Source organism: Achromobacter aegrifaciens, assembly GCF_902859735.1.
Classification (GTDB): domain Bacteria; phylum Pseudomonadota; class Gammaproteobacteria; order Burkholderiales; family Burkholderiaceae_B; genus Achromobacter; species Achromobacter aegrifaciens.
Map to the genome: position 1 here is coordinate 20,205 of NZ_CADIJY010000016.1, position 17,527 is coordinate 37,731.

Below are 17,527 nucleotides of genomic sequence, written 5' to 3' on the forward strand. Positions count from 1 at the left end.
CGTAACTGGGTGACTTATGCCGGAAATCAACCTGGATGCCACCGACATCCGTATCCTCAACGAACTCCAGCGCGATGCGCGGCTGACCAATGTCGAACTCGCCGCGCGCGTGAACCTGTCCGCCTCTCCCTGTCTGGCGCGCGTGCGCCGGCTCGAAACCGAGGGCCTGATCGACCGCCGCGTCACGCTGCTCAACGCGCGCAAGCTGGGCCTGAAGGTCAACGTATTCATCCAGATCTCGCTGGACAAGCAGCGCAAGGCGGCGCTGGACGTGTTCGAACGCGAAATCGCGGTCCTGCCGGAAATCATGGAGTGCTACCTCATGTCGGGCGATGCCGACTACCTGATACGCGCCCTGGTGCCTGACGTGGACGCGCTGGAGCGGCTGATCGTCGAACACATCACCCGCATCCCGGGCGTCGCCAGCATCCGTTCCAGCTTCGCCTTGAAGCAGGTGCTGTACACCACCGCCGTCCCGCTCGCGTGAAGCCCGCGGCGGCAACTTGCGGGATCCGTGGCACCCCTCCACAATGAAAGCGCCGCGCCCCGCGCCGGCGCCCCTCCCATCGCCTAGCAAGGAGAACACCATGCCTGAAACCGACTGGTTCCCCGGCGGCACGCTACCCGATCGTCAGGGCTACTTCGAAGTGGAATTCGAAACGGGTCAAACCGAAATCACGCGCTACGGCCTGCTCGGCTGGGAGCCCGAACAGGATCGCGGCCGGATCAGACGCTGGCGCGGCCTGGACCCGGACATCGAAGCCGCCGAAATGCAGCGCGAGAGCTCGGTGCGCAACAACGGCGACACGCTCATGGGCTGAAGCGCCGGCAGACGCGCCAAGCAAAACGCCGCGGAGAACATCCGCGGCGTTTTGCTTGGCAGGCCCGTTCAAAGATTCAGTTTGGAGATCTTAGTACCGGCCAGGGACACGCCTGCCATCAGGCCGCCGTTGTTCATCACGAAGCCGACGATGGGTTGTTGTGCCGTGTTGGTGTCGATGCGGCCGTTGGCGCCCACATTGACAACCGCAACCGTCGCATCGGCGCCCACGGTCCAGCCGCTGCTGTTGCGGAACTTGGCAAGCGCCTCATCCGTCATGAACAACAGCACCATCGCCTTGGACTGCGCCCCCGCCTGGAAGCCGACGGAACCCGCCGTGGTGCTGTAGTAGCCGGCGGTGGAACTGCCCACGCGCAGCACGCCCTTGCCATGCTCGGCCCCGATGATGAAGCTGCCGCTCAACACATCAGGAAAAATCAGCACGCCTCGGGCGCGGGCGACCAGTTCCCTGGACTGCGGCGACGCTTGATAGAGCTTGCCCAAGGTGGCGTCGGCCGCACTGTTCAACGATTGGCGCTGTTCGGTCGCGGTGGCCTCTGACTTGGAACTGTTGGTGGTGCAACCCGTGAACATCAGGCCGGCCACGCCGATCGCCGCGGCGGCCAGGCCGACACGACGCAAGACAGGAAAAGTATCAAACATGGAACTCTCCTTTGTTGTTGTCACCCTACACCAATGTACCGGGCAAATCCGCCAGCGCAAAGCACGCGATTGTGTGAAAAGAAACAAAACCCTGCCTGCCGCTGCGGGTCCGGCCCGCCGCTACAGGATGCCGTAGCGCGGTTCGCCCGTGGCTTCGTCCACCGACACGATGCCCGACAGCACCAGTTCGGCGTGGCGTCTTGCCGTCCCGGGATCCTCGAAGGTCACGAAACGCGGCAGCGACCAACGCCGCTCGAATTCGCCTTCCACCCTCCGGCACACCGCTACCTCGATCGCCAACATGCCGGTATCCAGCCGGATGACCTGACATTCCACCTCGAATCCATCAATATGACGCTGTGGCCACGCGCCCATTCCTTGCTCCTCGAAATTGTTTTTCCCGGCCGCAATATGCCAAAAAATTTTTGGCTTGAAAAGTAATGTTTTCAAGGAGTTATGAAGTACTAGAGCAGGTAGTGCGAACGCATCTTGAAGCTCATCCAAATGGCCGAAAATCGGTCCAAATCCTGGCCTTTCGCGCTCGCCGCAAGAACGGTGCGAGCAGCATCTTTCAGCCGCCCGGCGGACGTATCCATTGCGCGTCCCACAAGCCTTCGCCGCGCTCCAGAGCCGCGCCCAAGGCCTGTTTGCTGCGCTGCGCAACCGCCGCCAGCAAGGCATTGCAGACGGAAAAGGCCGCAGTGTAGGAATCGAATGGCGACGCGCTGGAACTGCGCGCTATCAGCACGTGGTGTGCCGAGGCCGCGGCGGGCGCCGACGCCGAATCGGTGATCAGGATCACCTTGCCGCCTCGCTGCCGGAAATACTGCACCGCCTTGGCCGCGGCAACCGAATAGCGCCTGAAGGTAAACGCCAGCAGCACGTCGGCCTCGTCGATCCAGAGCAGTTGGTCTTCCAGGAACAGCGGGCCGGCGGCGACCATGGGCTTGACCGAAGGCAGGCACAGGTTCAAGTACAGCGCCACGTGGCTGGCCAGCGGCGCGGCCTGGCGTAGCCCCAGCACATGCACCCGCCCCTTGCGCTGCGTCAGCAGTCGGACGGCAGCCTCGAAGGCGGCCACGTCGATCGACGCGTAGGTCTCCTTCAGGTTGTGCTGGTCATGCAGCAAGGCGTTATGCAGGCAGGCGCGCGCCGACGGTTTGTCCGAGCCCACCGCGTCCGCGCGCTCGCCGGGCGAGGCCAGGCGCGCCGTCACTTCCGTGCGCGCCTCCATCTGGGCCTGCGCGTAGCTTTCGTAGCCGAGCTTGGCCAACAGGCGCACCACGGTGGAAGCGCTGGTGCCGACCTGCCTGGCCAGCGCCGTCGCCGATTCCAGCAGGCTTTGCGGATAGCGCGCCTGCATCTCCTCGACCAGCAATTGTTCGCTCTTGCTGAGCTTGCGGCCGTAGCCGGCAATACGTTGGTGCAGGTTCATCCTTGCATGGCCCTAGGTGATAACCCCAAATTTCACAATACACATTGCATCTTATATTTCTGCCTGCAATCTTCATTGCAAATTAGACCAAACCCGCAGTCACCACAAGAGAATTCCATGAAGCATCAATCGCAGGGACCGTCCTCGATCCGCCGCAGCCTGATCCTGGCCGGTCTGGGCGCCGCCTTGCTGCCGCTGGCCGCGCGCGCCGACGCCTATCCTTCGCGCCCCATCACGCTGGTCGTCCCCTTCCCTGCGGGCGGCTCCGTCGACCTGATCGGCCGACTGTACGCGGACGCCCTGGGCAAGGCGCTGGGTACCAGCGTCATCATCGAGAACCGCGACGGCGCGGGCGGCGCCATCGGCAGCAAGCGCGTCGCGCGCGCCGCGCCGGACGGCTACACGCTGGTCGCGTCGTCGCAAAGCTCGCACCTGGCCAATCCGCTGATGCGCAATGACCTGGGCTACGACCCGATCAAGGACTTCGTCTCGATCTCGCAGCTGTCGCGCACGCCCAATGTGCTGGTGACCAATGCCGCCGTGCCGGCCCGCAACCTGGCGGAGTTCGTGGCGCTGCTGAAGGCGCGCCCCGACCAGTTGCACTATGCCACCGCAGGCATCGGCAGCATGGGCCAGCTCAACGCCGAACTGCTGAAGAACACCCTGCAGCTGCAGGCCGTGCACGTGCCCTATCGCGGCGGCGCGCCGCTGATCAACGCGCTGCTGTCCGACCAGGCGCAGTTCGCGCTGGACAACCTCGCGCCCTTCCTGCCCCACATCCAGGTCGGCAAGATGCGCGCGCTGGCGGTGGCCGCGCCAAAACGCCTGGACTCCCTGCCCGACGTGCCGACCTTCGAGGAACTGGGTTACCCCGTGCTCAATTCCATGTCGTGGATCGGCCTGGCCGCGCCCGCAGGCACGCCGCCCGACATCGTCCAGAAGCTGCTGGCCGCCGTGCGCACCGCCGCCACCGAGGACGGCATGCCGCAATCCCTGGAAAAGGCCGGCGCGCTGCCCCCCGAGAACCAGACCCCGCAACAGTTCACCGCCATGATGTCCGAGCGCCTGGCGTTGTACAAAGACCTGATCGACCGCGCCGGCATCCGTCCTGAATAGGCCCTACTCCCATGAAAAATCCCGCTTTCGAACCCGACACCGCCCCGCTCGAAGTCCTGCCGCGCGATCTCTCGGCCTATCGCGAGGGCAATGTCGGCATCCCCTACGTGCACCGGTTCGAGTCGGGCCGTCCCGGCCCGCATGTGCTGATCAACGCCATCACGCACGGCAACGAAATCTGCGGCATGGTGGCTGCGACCCATCTGCTGGACTCAGGCGTGCGCCCCAAGATCGGCACGCTCACCGTCAGCTTCGCGCACGTCGAAGCCTATGAAGCCTTCGATATCGAGAACCCCTACGAGAACCGCCAGCTCGTCCACAACCTGAACCGCATCTGGTCCGCAGCCATGCTGGACGGCCCGGAAGACAGCCCAGAACTGCGCCGCGCCCGCGAGCTGCGTCCGGTGCTGGACGCAGCCGACTTCGTGCTGGACATCCATTCCACGCGTGCGCCGGTGCAACCCTTCTGGGTCTACACCGAGATGGACCGCAACACGGCGCTGGCCAGCGCCGTCGGCGTGCCGCAGGTGCATCTGGTGATGCCGCCCGACCTCTTCCCCGGCACTGGCGTCATGGGCTACGGCCGCCACGGCGATCCGCACTCCGACAGCAGCGGCTCGCTGGTGGTCGAATGCGGCCAGCACTTCGCGCAATCCGCCGCCGACCTGGCCACCGACGTCACGCTGCGCTTCCTCGCACACACGGGCCTGATCGACATGCCTGCCGGCACGCCGCCCCCGCCCGCGCCGCAGCGCTACCGCCTGCTCGAAGTGCATATGGTGAAGTCCGAGGACTTCACCTTTACCCGTCCGGTGATCGGCTTCGAAACCTTCGCCAAGGGTGAACTCATCGCCATGAACGGCACCGAGGAAATCCGTTCGCCCTGCGACGACTGCACCATCTTCATGCCCACGCGCATGCCCATCGTGGGTCGCGAAGCGGTGTACCTGACCGTGGCGATCTGATCGCCATCCGCAAGCGTCTGATCGGGATCCGTCAAAGGTCCGGAATCAGGCGCTTGCCCAGGCTGATGACCTCGTCCTGCTGAAAGCCCAGGGTCGCGTAGAAGTCCTTCACCGCAATATTGCCCGACCGGATCAGCAGATTGATCTTGGGGCAACCCATTTCCAGCAGCCGGCGCTCCACCGCCTGCATCAGTGCGGTGGCATGACCGCGGCGCTGATGCGCGGGCGATACCGCCAGGTAATTGATCCAGGCGCGATGGCCGTCATAGCCGCCCATCAGCGTCGCGACGATCGCGCCGTCCGCCTCTCCCACCAGAAACAAGTCCGCCTGCACCGCAAGCTTGCGCGCAATGTCCTTGCGCGGGTCGTTCCATGGGCGGGTCAGGCCGCAGTCATGCCACAGCTGGATGACGGCCGCTTCGTCGGTCGAATGGTAGGGCCGGATGGCGAGGTCTTGCGCACTCATGCTTCGTTCCTTCAAGGATGGCAACGAAAGCCTTGCGATACGCCTCGACAGCGGGACCAGCCAGAAACAGAAAAGCCACGAGGGGTATCGTGGCTTTCAGGATATGGCGCCGATGGTTTGGCGCCGGGACGTGACCAGCCACTCAACGTAAGCGTCGAGTGATTCGTCGGTAGGCTGCGCCAGACATAGGCGCGAAATGCTGTGCGTTCATGAGGGCAAGCATACACGAGGCGGCGAAGCGCAGCCAACGTCAGGACGCGTCAGGCGCCTCCAGCGTGCCTTCCATGACCACCACGGCCTCGCCCGCCACGCCCGCCCATACGCCATCGGCGCGCGGTTCGGCGTGAGCCAGCAGCACGCTGGCGCGTCCCATGTCCACGCCCTGCTCCACCCTCAGGCGCATTGCGCCGGCGCCGCGCAGGGCCGTGCGCAAGGCCGTCATGGCCGCCGTAGCGCTGCCGGTCGCGGGGTCTTCCGTCATGCGACCGGTGAACATGCGGGCCTGGACATCCGCCCCGCCCGCCCCCGTGTCCGTGGTGTAGGCATAGATGGACTTTGCGCCGTCCAGCGGCAGCAGGGCCGCGTAGCCCGCCGGATCTGGCACGGCCCGGCGCAAGGCGTCGCGGCTGGCCAATTGCACCACCAGGAAGATCAGGCCTACCGACGCCACCTGCGGCGCATGCGTGGAGGTATCGATGTCCGCAGGCTCCAGGCTCAAGGCCCGCGCAACCGCGGCGGCCGGCGCCTCGCTGGCGCGCGACAGCGGTTGCGGCGCAAGCAGTTCCGCACCCGCCGCGCCGTTTGCGCCTGGGCGCAGCGCAATGCGCACCAGTCCCGCCTCCTCCTCAAACGCGAAGGCATCCGGCACGGTCAGGCCCGAGGCAGCCATTTCGCGCGCCAGCACCACGGCCGTGCCCACATTGGGATGTCCGGCGAACGGCACCTCGCGGTCGGGCGTGAAGATGCGCACCCAGGCCGTATGGGCAGGATCCCGCGGCGGCAGCACAAAGCTGGTTTCGGAATAGTTGAATTCGCGCGCGATGCGTTGCATCTGCGCCGTGCTCAGGCCCTGGGCGTCGAACACGACCGCCAGCGGATTGCCGCCGTACGCTTGGCTGGTGAACACATCGGCGGTGACATAACGGTAGCGCATGGAACGTCCTCTCAGGCCACGCGGACAGCGCGGCGACCCGGGAAGTGTGCGGGGCCGGCGCGCGGTCCACCAGACACAGAGGCGATGAATCGGGACCGTAACAGCGGGTGGATCTGGCATAGACTATGCTGGCCCGGCGCTTTCCGCCCCCCCAAGCCGGTGCATGACGATTTGCGCTCACCAGGAACCCGCCACATGTCCACGGTACGCACCTACTTCCAGAACCGCCTGCCTGCAGGCGAACTTGCCAGATTGATGCGAGTCCAGGAGCCGTTCTTTCTGGAGAACATCGTCGACATCGACGAAACCGCGGCAGCGCTGCAGGCGCTGTGCCGCGAACATGGGCTGACCGTGCGGACGGTCAAGCAACCCTACAACGCCAGCGTGTCGGGCTGGGATCTGGCCAGCTTTCTTCCCGCCTGGTTCGGCGCGCTGGCCCTTGGTTTCTTCGCCGCCACTACGCCGGGCGGGCAGCGTACGGACGTCACCCTCAAACTGCGCAGCAACAGCTTGCTCGAAGTCTGTTTTTCCCGGACAGCACCCCATCCCGGCGCCGCCTTGCCTTGATCCGCGCGGGGTGTGCCTTGCATCAAGGTAGCGTCCACTCAGGCCTAGTACAATGTCCCATATATGGGGACGCTAAACATGAAAGACAGTGCCAGACCCGCAGAGGCGCTTACCGTCGAAGCCGCGATAGGCTTGGCTGAAAACTGGGCCCGCGCGCATCACGCGGACGCTGATCGAAGCAGGAAGTTCGCCACCCAATGGCATGGAGACACCAGCCCCGATGACAGGCAAGGCGAGGTGCTCCTGAGAGATCTCGCCTTCTTTTTCCAGGCCGCATCCAACGACGCCGCCTACTGGCGCTCGGTCGGAGACTTCACCGAGGAAGCCACCGGCCCCTGGGGAGTCCAGGCGCTGAAAGCCTTGGCCGGCCTGAACCTCATCGGCCTGGCGGCATCCCTAATCCTGTTCGCGGCGCGCGACAGCTCGGCCTTCACGGCAGGCGCAATCAGCGCCTGCGCCTTGTTCCTGGCCGGGCTGCTGCTGGCCTATCCGGCGCTGCGGCTCACCCGCATTTCCCGCTCCACGGCGAACGCCGCGTCGGCCCTGCAAAGCCGCGAAGCGGGCGCCGCGTCGACCTGGGAACAACTGCGGTCCGCCAACGTCGGCAACCCCAACGTCGGCCGCAAGGAACGCAAGATCGCCTTGCGCCTGGCCGCCATCATGGCAGCCACAGCCACGGCGGGCTGCGCGCTGCTGATTGCGACAGTGTGGTTCTAGCGGGTAGCCCGACGTCCGGCTACGCCACTGGCGTAACCGCCCTCCCCGTCGTAAAGAACGACACCAGGTTCCGCATCGCCAGCTCCGCCATCTGGCGGCGCGTCTCGTGCGTGGCGCTGCCGATATGGGGCGCCAGGATTACGTTCGACAGGCGCCGCAGGGGGCTCTCGCCCAGCGGCTCGCTTTCGAACACGTCGAGCGCGGCCCCCTGGATGATGCCGTTGGCCAACGCATGGCACAGGTCGGCCTCATTGATCACCGAGCCGCGGGCGACGTTGACGACCACCCCCTCCGGCCCCAGCGCACTCAACACGGCGGCGTCGACGATGTGGCGCGTTGCCGCCCCGCCGGGACATGACAGGACCAGCACGTCCACATGGCGAGCCATGGCAGGCAGAGAATCAAAATGCCGCCACGGCGTATCCTGGGGCGTGCGGCCGAAGTAGCTGAGGTCCACTTCGAACGGCACGAGCCGCCGGACGATCTCTTTGCCGATGCGCCCTAAACCGACGATGCCGACCTTCCTGCCCGCCAGGCTCGCCCCCAACGGAAAGGGCGAGGCCTCCCATGCGCCCGTGCGCACGAAGCTGTCGGCCGCAGGCAACTGGCGCAGCAAGGCGAGCAACAACCCCACCGCCAATTCAGCCACGGCCTTGTTCAACACGTCCGGCGTGTTGGTCACGACGATGTTCTTCTCACGCGCGCGGTCCAGCGCGATGCCGTCGTAGCCGACGCCGTTGGTGGCGATGATGCGCAGCCCCGGCAAGCGATCCATCAGCTCGGCGGAAATCCGGTAGTTCGAGCGCGTGACGATGCCGCCGATCGCATCGGCCTGCGCAGGATCGTTTTGCAGCGCCGCCTCGTCGATCAACGTGAACCTCGAGCGGAACTGCGCTTCCACCGACTCGGGAAAAACCCCTACCTTGAGCAGAGGGGGAAACTTGCCGTCCCCCTTGCCGGAGACATTTGCTGCTGCCTGGCGCGCTTGGGCCAGTTCATGCTCGATCATGGATTTCAACCTCGACGCTATAACATACGGAAAATTGGCGCGATAAGCCTGCAGCCATCGCAGCCGGGTTCGTAGCGGTTCGTGCGATCTTCAACCTGAAGTTTCTCCTTTCAGGGCAATAGGCCCATCGCATCATGGACATCAAGTGCATGCAGAGCTTCGTCGCAGTCGTCGAAGCCGGTTCGTTCGCCGAAGCGGCGCGCAAGCTCGATCTGACCTCGGCCGCCATCGCCGCGCGCATCAAGGCGCTGGAGATGGACCTGGGCGTGGCGCTGGTCAAGCGCTCGGGGCGTTCGGTCCGGCCCACCGAGAGCGGCATGCGTATCCTCGAAGGCACCAAGGCGGCCATCCGCAACATCCGCGATCTGCGCGCCATGGCCATCGACGGCGACCAACCGGGCGAATTCCGCATCGGCTGTTTCGTGTCCGCATTGACGAACGTGTTGCCGCCGATACTGAAATCGCTGTACCGCAAGCATCCGGACGCCTCCGTCTTCGTCACGCCCGGCGGCTCCATAGACCTGTGCGGCAAGGTGGTCAACGGCGAACTCGACGCCGCCATCGTGGTGGAACCGCAGTTCGCGGTGCCCAAGAGCTGTCTCTGGCAGCCATTCATGGAAGAACCGCTGGTCGTCGTCGCGCCGTCCCATCTTGCGGACCAGGACGCCCACACCCTGCTCTCGACCCAACCCTTCATACGCTACGACCGCAACATCTACGGCGGCCAGCTGGCCGACCGCTATCTGCGCGACCACCAGATCTGGCCCAAGCAGCGGCTGGAGATCGACGGCCTGCTCGCCATCGTCGCGCTGGTGCATGAAGGCCTGGGCGTTGCGCTGATTCCGGACTGGTCGTCCATGTGGAAGTCGCTCGACGTGGCACGCATCCCGCTGCCCAACCGCGCGCCCGTGCGCCGCAACGGCCTGATCTGGAACACCCGCGGCCATCATGCCAAGATGGCCGCGTCGATTTCCCAGGACGCCCGGACCATCTTCGGGGGCTTGGAATCGCGCGGGACAATGCCCTAGCCCTGTTTCGGCTTGCCCGGCACGCCGCGCAGGAAATCGAAATCCACGCCCTTGTCGGCCTGGGTCACCGTGTCAAGAAAGAGCTTCTTGTAGCCGCGTTCGGCCGTGGGCGGCGTGACGGGCTGCTCGCGGCGGCGGCGGTCGAGTTCTTCATCCGACACCAGCAGGGAGATCTCGCGCCGGCTCACGCTCAGGCGTATGCGGTCGCCGTTCCTGACGTAGGCCAGCGGCCCGCCTATGGCCGCTTCAGGCGTGACGTGCAAGACGATGGTGCCGAACGCGGTGCCGCTCATGCGGCCGTCCGAGATCCGGATGATGTCCTTCACGCCCTGCGAAGCCAGCTTCTTGGGGATCGGGATATAACCCGCCTCCGGCATGCCCGGCGCGCCCTTGGGGCCGATGTTCTTCAGCACCAGGATGTCCTGCGGCGTGACGTCCAGATCGGCGGCATCGATGCGGCCCGCCAGATCCTCGGCATTCTCGAACACCACCGCGCGGCCTTCGTGTTCCATCAGTCCGGCGTTGGCGGACGACTGCTTGATGATGGCGCCCTCGGGCGCCAGGTTGCCGGACAGCACCGCGATCCCGCCCTGCGGATAGATCGGGTCCTGCCTGGTCTTGACCACGGCTTGCGGGAACCCCGGCCCCGCGCGTTCGATCTCCTCGCCCAGCGTCCTGCCGGTCACGGTCAGCGCGTCGAGCTTCAACAGCGGCTTGAGTTCGCGCAGCAGCGTGGCCATGCCGCCCGCTTTGTGGAAGTCTTCCATGTAATGCTGGCCCGAAGGCTTCAGGTCCACCAGCACGGGCGTCTCGCGCCCCATGCGGTCCAGCGCCTGCAGATCCAGGTCCAGCCCCAGCCGGCCGGCGATGGCGGTCAGGTGGATGATGCCGTTGGTGGACCCGCCGATGGCCAGCAGCACGCGCATGGCATTCTCGAAGGAATCCGCGGTCAGGATCTTCGAGACCGACAGGCGCTGCCTGGCGATCTCGACGGCCTGCGCGCCCGTGAGTTCAGCAATGCGCATCCGGTCAGCCGTGACGGCCGGCGGCGTAGCGCCGCCAGGCACGGTCATGCCCAGCGCTTCGGCAATACAGGCCATGGTGCTTGCCGTACCCATGACCGAACAGGTGCCCACGCTGGCGACAAGCTGGTTGTTGACGTCGGCGATCTCCTGGCTGTCGATCTCCTCGGCGCGGTACTTGCCCCAGTACCGGCGGCAATCCGTGCATGCGCCCACCCGTTCTGAACGGTGCGACCCCGTCAGCATCGATCCCGTCACAAGCTGGATCGCCGGTATGTCCGCCGACGCGGCGCCCATGAGCTGGGCGGGCACGGTCTTGTCGCATCCGCCTATCAGCACCACCGCGTCCATGGGCTGCGCGCGTATCAGCTCCTCGGTGTCCATGGACATGAGGTTGCGCAGGTACATGCTGGTGGGAAAGGAAAAGCTCTCGTGGATGGAGATGGTCGGGAAATCCATCGGCAGGCCGCCCGCGAACATGATGCCGCGCTTCACGGCTTCCAGCAGCTGCGGCGCGTTGCCGTGGCAGGGGTTGTAGGCGCTGCCCGTGTTGGCGATGCCGATCACCGGCCGGTCCAGCGCGCCGTCCGTGTAGCCGGCGCCCTTGATGAAGGCCTTGCGCAGGAACAGCGAAAAGCCGCTGTCGCCGTAGCTGGTGAGGCCTTTGCGCAGGCCGCCGGCCTCGCCCTGCGACGCCTCGGTGTTTTTCTTGCTCATCGTGTTCAAGCTGCTTCCAGTTAATTTACGGTGATGCCGCCGTCGCGGATGACCTTGGCCCACTGCTCGATTTCGGCGTTCAGGCGCGCCTTGGAGGCTTCGACGTCGAGCGCGTCGGCATAGACGCCTTGCTGCAGCAGCTGGGCCTTGGCATCGTCCTTGGCCAGCGCCGTGGTCAGCGCCTTGTTGATCTTGGCGACGATGGGAGCCGGCGTGCCGGCCGGCGCCATCACGCCAAAGAGCGAACTGACGTTGAAGCCGCTGAAGCCTTGTTCCTCGGCGGTGGGAATGTCCGGCAACATCGAGACGCGCTGCGGCGTCAGCACGGCCAGCGGACGCAACTGGCCGGACTTGATGAAGGAGATCGCGGCGGGCACCGTCTCGGTCATCGTCTCCACCTGGCCGCCGACCAGGTCGGTCATGGCCGGGCCGCTGCCGCGATAGGCCACGTGCACGATGTTGACGCCCGCGATCTGCTTGAAGAGTTCCATCGCCATGCGCTGCGGCGCACCCGCGCCCGACGAGGCGAAATTGAGTTTTCCGGGATTCGCCTTCGCGTAGCTCACCAGATCGGCCAGCGATTTGATGGGCAGCTTGGGATTGACCACGGCCACCAGCGGCACAAAGCCGACCACCCCGGCGGGCGCGAAGTCCTTGCGCAGGTCGTAGGGGATGGTGTCCTTCTCCAGGGTCGCCATGACCGAATGCGAAGTCAGCGCCCCCATCAGCAAGGTATAGCCATCAGGTTGCGCGCGCGCCACTTCCGCCGCACCGATATTGCCCCCTGCACCGCCGCGGTTCTCGATCACGACCTGGCCGCCGATCTGCTCGCTCAGGCGCTGGCCTACGATGCGTCCGATCACGTCGGTCGCGCCGCCAGGCGGATACGGGATGATCAGGCGGATGGGCTTGTTCGGATAGCTGTCGGCGGCCTGCGCGGATGCATGGCCAGGAACGGTGAAAGCAGCAGCCGCGATGAAGGCGGCCGCGGCGATGTGAATGCGCTTGCGCGCGGCATTCTTACAGAACATTTTTGTCTCCCGATGCGTTCTTATGGCTTGAAAGCTCTAGGCGCATGTTCGCAAACTCCCGCCTGCGAAAAGAGAAAAAAATTTATGTTCTGTCAAAAAAATCCGTGAGAGTCCTAGGACGTATGGATGAGGAAAATCCGGGCTGCACTTCGGTTTGGTGAAGTAGAGTTCTTGAGCCGCCGGCGTCCGGACTGCGGGATTCCGATGCTCGCCCCGGTGGGGCTGCGCTTCGGATCCCTCCGTCCGGACACCGGCTCACGGTGTCTACCCAGGAACGTGGTCTGAAGCCACCGCATCAGGCGACTGCCAGCCGAGGACCCCGGAGCCATCCGAAGCGCAGCCCCGCCGGGGCGAGCATCGGAATGGCGCAGGGCAGCCTCGGCGGCTAAAGAACCCCGACATCCGCGAGCTCGAAGCCCTGCCGCTTCGGCTTTGTGAGGCTGGGTTCTTTTGTGCGGCAGAGTTCTTGAGCCGCCGGCGTCCGGACTGCGGGATTCCGATGCTCGCCCCGGTGGGGCTGCGCTTCGGATCCCTCCGTCCGGCCACCGCCTCACGGCATCTGCCCATGAACGGCGGCTGAAACCAACGCATTAGGCGACTGGCAGCCGAGGACCCCGGAGCCATCCGAAGCGCAGCCCCGCCGGGGCGAGCATCGGAATGGCGCAGGGCAGCCTCGGCGGCTAAAGAACCCTGACATCCGCGAGCTCGAAGCCCTGCCGCCTCGGTTTTGTGAGGCTGGGTTCTTTTGTGCGGCAGGGTTCTTGAGCCGCCGGCGTCCGGACTGCGGGATTCCGATGCTCGCCCCGGTGGGGCTGCGCTTCGGATCCCTCCGCCCGGACACCGGCTCACGGCATCTGCCCATGAACGGCGGCTGAAACCAACGCATTAGGCGACTGGCAGCCTCGGCGACTAAAGAACCCCGACATCCGCAAGTTCGAAGCCCTGCCGCTCCGCGACAGTCTGCGTCAGGCCAGCGCCTCTTCATCCTTCAGGATCTGCATGGCCTTGCCCAAGGCGACCTGGTAGCGCCGCTGCTCCTGGGCGACGCGGTCCGGCGTCCATTGATAGAAGCCCTTCAGGGAAGGCGACTTGACGCCTATGTTGCCCTGCTCGACCAGCTCGCGCATGAGCGCGCTGGGCCTGTCGTCCGTACGCAGGTGCGGATACATCGTCGCGGCCGCCGCGCAATGGATGTCGATGCCGGCCAGATCCTTCTGCAGCAGCGGGCCGGCCGCGATGTAGCGGAATCCGAACCCGTAGCGCACCGCGGTGTCCACGTCCTCGGCGGACGCGAAACCTTCCTCGACCAGCGCGATCGCCTCGCGCATCAGCGCATGCTGGATGCGGTTGGCAAGAAACCCCGGCACGTCGCGCTTGACCTGCACCGGCTTCTTGCCGGTATCGCGCATGATGCGGCTGACTTCCTGGGCCATGGCTTCATCGGTAGCCTCTCCGCGTATCACTTCCACGGCGGGCACCAGATGGGCCGGCATGAAGTAATGCAGACCCACCATGCGTGCGCGGGTCTGCAAGCCCTCGCCGATGGCGCTGATGGGAAAGCTCGACGAATTGCTGGTCAAGGGAATCGAAGCGGGCGCCAGCTGTTCCAGGCGAGCGAATACGGCACGCTTGGTTTCCAGCAGTTCGGGCACGCACTCGACCACGATGCGGGTATCGTTCCAGTCGATTTCTTCCATGGTTGCGCTGGTGACGATGCGCCCGGCGTCCGCCTGCCCGCCGATCATTTCGCTGGAGGCGTTCACGCGCCGCGTGGCCGCCGCGCGCGCCGCCGCGTCGGGCTCCACCAGCCATACACGCCAGCCGGCCGCATGAAAACCGGCGGCGACGTCGGCCCCCATGGTGCCCGCGCCCAGCACAATTGCCTGATCCATCTGTTCCGTCCTTTTGGTAGTTGGGGTATGTGGTAGTCAGAGCGCCTGCGCGGCCGGCGCCGGCAGGTACATCGGCTTGCCCGCTACATCGAGTTCGACGCGCAGGATGCTGGCCGAACTGGACTCGGTGATGTAAAGCGTGCGGCCCGCGGCTCCCCCGAAGGCCAGGTTGGTGGTGTGCAGCCCCTCGGGAGACTGGATGCGCAAAGCCGGCTGGCCCAACGGATCCATGCACCAGACGGTGCCCAGACCCACGTGGGCAATGCACAGTCCGCCCTTCGCATCCAGCGCCAGGCCATCCGGGCCGCCGCCGCCCGACATCTGGATGAACGTGCCCACCTTGCCGACCTGACCGTTGCGCAGCAGCGGCACCTTCCAGATCGCGTTGGCCCGCGTCGCCGCCACATACAGCGCGTGCTCGTCCAGATCCATCACCAGGCCGTTGGGGCTGGGTATGCAATCAAGCAGGCAGTCCAGCTTGCCGTCCGGCCGCAGGCGGAACAGGCGGCCAGTCGGATCCTGCCAGCCGGTCATGCCCTGGTCGGTGAAATAGAGATCCCCCGCCTGCGAGAAGAACAGGTCGTTCACGCCCTTGAAGCGCTCGATGTTGTAGCGCTCGAGCACCGGGCGCACCTCGCGGCGCTCGAGGTCGAACTGCATGATGCCGTGCTTGTAGTCGGCGATGAAGATGCGGCCGTCGCGATGGAACTTCAGGCCGTTGGGCCAGCCCTCGTACTGTACGAGCGGCTCGAATTCGCCACGCGCATCGACCCGCAGGATGCGGCCGTTGATGACGTCCACGCAATACAGCAGGCCGTCTGGCCCGAAGGACGGCCCTTCCAGCAACGAGCGCGGCGGATTGCCCTGCGGCTGGCCAGCGACCCACTCGTTCAGGTCCTGGCCCTGCCACTTCAGCTCGTCGGGCAGCCGGGCGTATACGCTGGCTTGAATCCTGGGGACGGGATCGTAGAACATGCAGGTCTCCTCTGATTTACCGGACGGGAATCTATGCGCCCCGTTTCGAGCGAAATTCTAAGGAGAGCCGAGCATTTAAGGAAATGAAATATATCGAACGAGTCTTTCAATAAAACCGATCGTTGATTCCTGCCGTCGCGACGCCGCCGGCGTCTTGCCGCCAGGGGATTCACGCCAGCGTCCGCGCGGTGGACCCGGCCCACGATACGATGACGCGTCCCCTACCTGTTGCTTGCCGCCAAATGCTCCGTGTTGCCCTCCGCGCCATTCTCGTCCTCGTCATCGCCGGCGCCGCCTTGGTGCTGCTGCGAGGTACGGGCGGCCCCAAGCTGATCCACAGCGAAGATTCGCAGTTCGGCAAACTGCTCGTGTTCGAGGAAAACGGCGAGCGCTGCATGAACTTCAACTCCATGCACGACGTCGGCCGCCAGACCTGCATGAGCCTCGAGCATCCCGGGCAGCTGGTGTTTTCCTACACGCGCATGATGATGACCGCGCTCTACATCAATCCCAAGCCGCGCAACATCCTGATCGTCGGATTGGGCGGCGCCACACTGCAAAAGACCCTGGCCGCGCTCCTGCCCGATACCGTCATCGATACCGTGGAAATCGATCCCGCCGTGAGCAAGGTCGCGGCGCGCTACTTCGGTTACCAGGAAGGCCCCGTGCAACGCCTCTTCCTGGAAGATGGCCGCGCCTACATCGAACGCGCCCATCGCGACGGCCTGCAATACGACATGGTGATGCTGGACGCGTTCGACGTCGACTACATCCCCGAACATCTGATGACGCTGGAATTCCTGCAACACGTGCGCGGCATCCTCGCGCCGGGCGGCGTGGCGGTGGCGAACACCTTCACCGAGAGCCAGCTCTATGCACGCGAATCGGCGACCTATGCCGCGGTGTTCGGAGAATTCTTCAATCTGCAAACGGGCAATCGCGTCATCATGGCGGTCAACGGTGAACTGCCCGGCCGCGATCAGCTTGCCCGCAATGCCAAGGCGCTGGATGCCGTTCTCGGGCCGTTGGGCGTCAATGCCGAGGAAGCCCTGGAGATGTACTCGCGCCGACAGGCGATTGCCGACGACGCACCCGTCTTGCGCGATTGAGCCTGGACGGCGCGCTCACTTCACGGCGGAGTTGCCGCCATCCGCATAGAGCGCGGACCCGGTCACGAAGCTTGCCATCGGGCTGGCCAGGAACAGCGCCGCCGAGGCAATTTCATCGGCGCGCGCAATCCGCTTCATGGCATGCAGGCCGGCCGCCCAGTCCTTCTGCTCCTGGCTCCCGGCCATCTCGGTGTCCACTCCCCCAGGCAAGAGCGCATTGGCGCGGATGCCTTGCGCGGCATAGTCCGCGGTAATGCCCTTGACCAAGCCCATCAGCGCGGCTTTGGACGTGCCGTAGGCCGTCATGCCGGGCAGGCCCACGCTCGTCCCCACAAAACTGGACACGAAGACCAGCGCGCCGCCGCCCCGCTCCAGCATGGCCGGAATCTGATGGCGCGCTCCCAGGAACGCCGCCGTGAGATTGACGCTCAGCGTATGCTCCCATTCTTCCAGGGCAACTTCCGCAAGCGGCTTGAAGGGCCCGATGGTGCCGGCATTGTTTATCGCGATGTCCAGGCCGCCGAACTCGCGCTGGGCGTACTGCACCGCCAGTCTGTGCGTGTCCGGCAAGGCGACATCTCCCGCAGCAACGCAGGCCCGCCCGCCGGCGCTCCTGATCTCGTCGGCCACCTGCTCCAGCAGATCACGGCGTCTGGCCGTCAGCACCAGCGCCGCGCCCTCGGCGGCCAGGCGCAACGCCACGGCGCGCCCGATACCCGAGGACGCGCCCGTGACCAAAGCCACTTTTCCAGCAAGAGATAAAGACATGGGCGTCTGCTCCAGGCATGAATGATGCCTGCATCCTACGAATGCGAACGCGCCTTGTCCTCCCGTTTATTGCT

Annotated in this window: 19 protein-coding genes; 8 read left to right on the forward strand and 11 right to left on the reverse strand. The window is 65.3% G+C overall.

Translation table 11 applies throughout. From position 1 onward, the window contains the following. The first annotated feature begins 16 nt into the window (after window positions 1–16). Window positions 17–487 (forward strand): Lrp/AsnC family transcriptional regulator, encoded by a 471-nt coding sequence (locus HV766_RS26530; RefSeq protein WP_006226939.1) that lies wholly within the window; start codon window positions 17–19, stop codon window positions 485–487. A gap of 100 nt (window positions 488–587) precedes the next feature. Then, window positions 588–821: a hypothetical protein gene (locus HV766_RS26535; protein WP_054458224.1), complete on the forward strand. Its 234-nt coding sequence runs from the start codon at window positions 588–590 to the stop codon at window positions 819–821. Between the two features lie 68 nt (window positions 822–889). Here HV766_RS26535 and HV766_RS26540 read toward each other — a convergent pair whose 3' ends face one another. The 3 genes from HV766_RS26540 to HV766_RS26550 all read right to left on the reverse strand — a co-directional run bounded on the left by HV766_RS26540 (window position 890) and on the right by HV766_RS26550 (window position 2,918). Beyond that, window positions 890–1,483, reverse strand: a complete 594-nt coding sequence (locus HV766_RS26540; protein WP_054458225.1) for a BPSL1445 family SYLF domain-containing lipoprotein — start codon at window positions 1,481–1,483, stop codon at window positions 890–892. A gap of 120 nt (window positions 1,484–1,603) precedes the next feature. Continuing rightward, window positions 1,604–1,786 carry a hypothetical protein gene (locus HV766_RS26545; protein ID WP_225589211.1) on the reverse strand — a complete coding sequence of 61 codons (183 nt, stop codon included), beginning with the start codon at window positions 1,784–1,786 and terminating at the stop codon, window positions 1,604–1,606. Between the two features lie 268 nt (window positions 1,787–2,054). Then, window positions 2,055–2,918 carry a MurR/RpiR family transcriptional regulator gene (locus tag HV766_RS26550; protein ID WP_054458227.1) on the reverse strand — a complete coding sequence of 288 codons (864 nt, stop codon included), beginning with the start codon at window positions 2,916–2,918 and terminating at the stop codon, window positions 2,055–2,057. A gap of 117 nt (window positions 2,919–3,035) precedes the next feature. Between HV766_RS26550 and HV766_RS26555 the strand changes: the two genes are divergently transcribed. Beyond that, window positions 3,036–4,034, forward strand: coding sequence for a Bug family tripartite tricarboxylate transporter substrate binding protein (locus tag HV766_RS26555; RefSeq protein WP_054458228.1), 999 nt, complete (start codon window positions 3,036–3,038; stop codon window positions 4,032–4,034). An 11-nt stretch (window positions 4,035–4,045) separates the two neighbouring features. After that, window positions 4,046–4,999 (forward strand): M14 family metallopeptidase, encoded by a 954-nt coding sequence (locus HV766_RS26560; protein ID WP_054458229.1) that lies wholly within the window; start codon window positions 4,046–4,048, stop codon window positions 4,997–4,999. A gap of 31 nt (window positions 5,000–5,030) precedes the next feature. On the opposite strand, the gene HV766_RS26565 is transcribed toward HV766_RS26560, so the two are convergent. Both HV766_RS26565 and HV766_RS26570 read right to left on the reverse strand, forming a co-directional pair. Beyond that, window positions 5,031–5,465, reverse strand: coding sequence for a GNAT family acetyltransferase (locus HV766_RS26565; RefSeq protein WP_175182132.1), 435 nt, complete (start codon window positions 5,463–5,465; stop codon window positions 5,031–5,033). A 250-nt stretch (window positions 5,466–5,715) separates the two neighbouring features. Next, window positions 5,716–6,618, reverse strand: coding sequence for a PhzF family phenazine biosynthesis protein (locus HV766_RS26570; protein WP_054458231.1), 903 nt, complete (start codon window positions 6,616–6,618; stop codon window positions 5,716–5,718). Between the two features lie 195 nt (window positions 6,619–6,813). On the opposite strand from HV766_RS26570, the gene HV766_RS26575 reads away from it, so the two are divergent. Beyond that, window positions 6,814–7,185 carry a hypothetical protein gene (locus HV766_RS26575; RefSeq protein WP_125471556.1) on the forward strand — a complete coding sequence of 124 codons (372 nt, stop codon included), beginning with the start codon at window positions 6,814–6,816 and terminating at the stop codon, window positions 7,183–7,185. 78 nt (window positions 7,186–7,263) lie between these two features. Then, window positions 7,264–7,902, forward strand: coding sequence for a hypothetical protein (locus HV766_RS26580; RefSeq protein ID WP_125471554.1), 639 nt, complete (start codon window positions 7,264–7,266; stop codon window positions 7,900–7,902). A 19-nt stretch (window positions 7,903–7,921) separates the two neighbouring features. Here the strand turns inward: HV766_RS26580 and HV766_RS26585 are convergent, their stop codons facing one another. Continuing rightward, entirely contained in the window at window positions 7,922–8,911 is a 990-nt protein-coding gene (locus HV766_RS26585) for a 2-hydroxyacid dehydrogenase (RefSeq protein ID WP_119451635.1), read from the reverse strand. Window positions 8,912–9,045: 134 nt separating this feature from the next. Between HV766_RS26585 and HV766_RS26590 the strand changes: the two genes are divergently transcribed. Next, window positions 9,046–9,939 carry a LysR family transcriptional regulator gene (locus tag HV766_RS26590; RefSeq protein ID WP_175182133.1) on the forward strand — a complete coding sequence of 298 codons (894 nt, stop codon included), beginning with the start codon at window positions 9,046–9,048 and terminating at the stop codon, window positions 9,937–9,939. Here HV766_RS26590 and HV766_RS26595 read toward each other — a convergent pair. The 4 genes from HV766_RS26595 to HV766_RS26610 all read right to left on the reverse strand — a co-directional run bounded on the left by HV766_RS26595 (window position 9,936) and on the right by HV766_RS26610 (window position 15,576). Then, window positions 9,936–11,678 carry an IlvD/Edd family dehydratase gene (locus HV766_RS26595; RefSeq protein ID WP_175182134.1) on the reverse strand — a complete coding sequence of 581 codons (1,743 nt, stop codon included), beginning with the start codon at window positions 11,676–11,678 and terminating at the stop codon, window positions 9,936–9,938. The genes HV766_RS26590 and HV766_RS26595 overlap by 4 nt on opposite strands. 20 nt (window positions 11,679–11,698) lie before the next feature. Continuing rightward, window positions 11,699–12,709 (reverse strand): Bug family tripartite tricarboxylate transporter substrate binding protein, encoded by a 1,011-nt coding sequence (locus HV766_RS26600; RefSeq protein WP_054458235.1) that lies wholly within the window; start codon window positions 12,707–12,709, stop codon window positions 11,699–11,701. A gap of 965 nt (window positions 12,710–13,674) precedes the next feature. Beyond that, entirely contained in the window at window positions 13,675–14,601 is a 927-nt protein-coding gene (locus tag HV766_RS26605) for a 3-hydroxyacyl-CoA dehydrogenase family protein (protein WP_054458236.1), read from the reverse strand. Window positions 14,602–14,637: 36 nt separating this feature from the next. After that, a complete protein-coding gene (locus HV766_RS26610) occupies window positions 14,638–15,576 on the reverse strand; it encodes an SMP-30/gluconolactonase/LRE family protein (protein ID WP_175182135.1) in 939 nt (312 codons plus the stop codon). A gap of 242 nt (window positions 15,577–15,818) precedes the next feature. Between HV766_RS26610 and HV766_RS26615 the strand changes: the two genes are divergently transcribed. After that, window positions 15,819–16,685 carry a spermidine synthase gene (locus HV766_RS26615; protein WP_175182136.1) on the forward strand — a complete coding sequence of 289 codons (867 nt, stop codon included), beginning with the start codon at window positions 15,819–15,821 and terminating at the stop codon, window positions 16,683–16,685. Window positions 16,686–16,700: 15 nt separating this feature from the next. Here HV766_RS26615 and HV766_RS26620 read toward each other — a convergent pair whose 3' ends face one another. After that, on the reverse strand, window positions 16,701–17,453 hold the full coding sequence (locus tag HV766_RS26620; protein ID WP_054458239.1) for an SDR family oxidoreductase: 753 nt from the start codon (window positions 17,451–17,453) through the stop codon (window positions 16,701–16,703). Window positions 17,454–17,527: the final 74 nt, after the last annotated feature.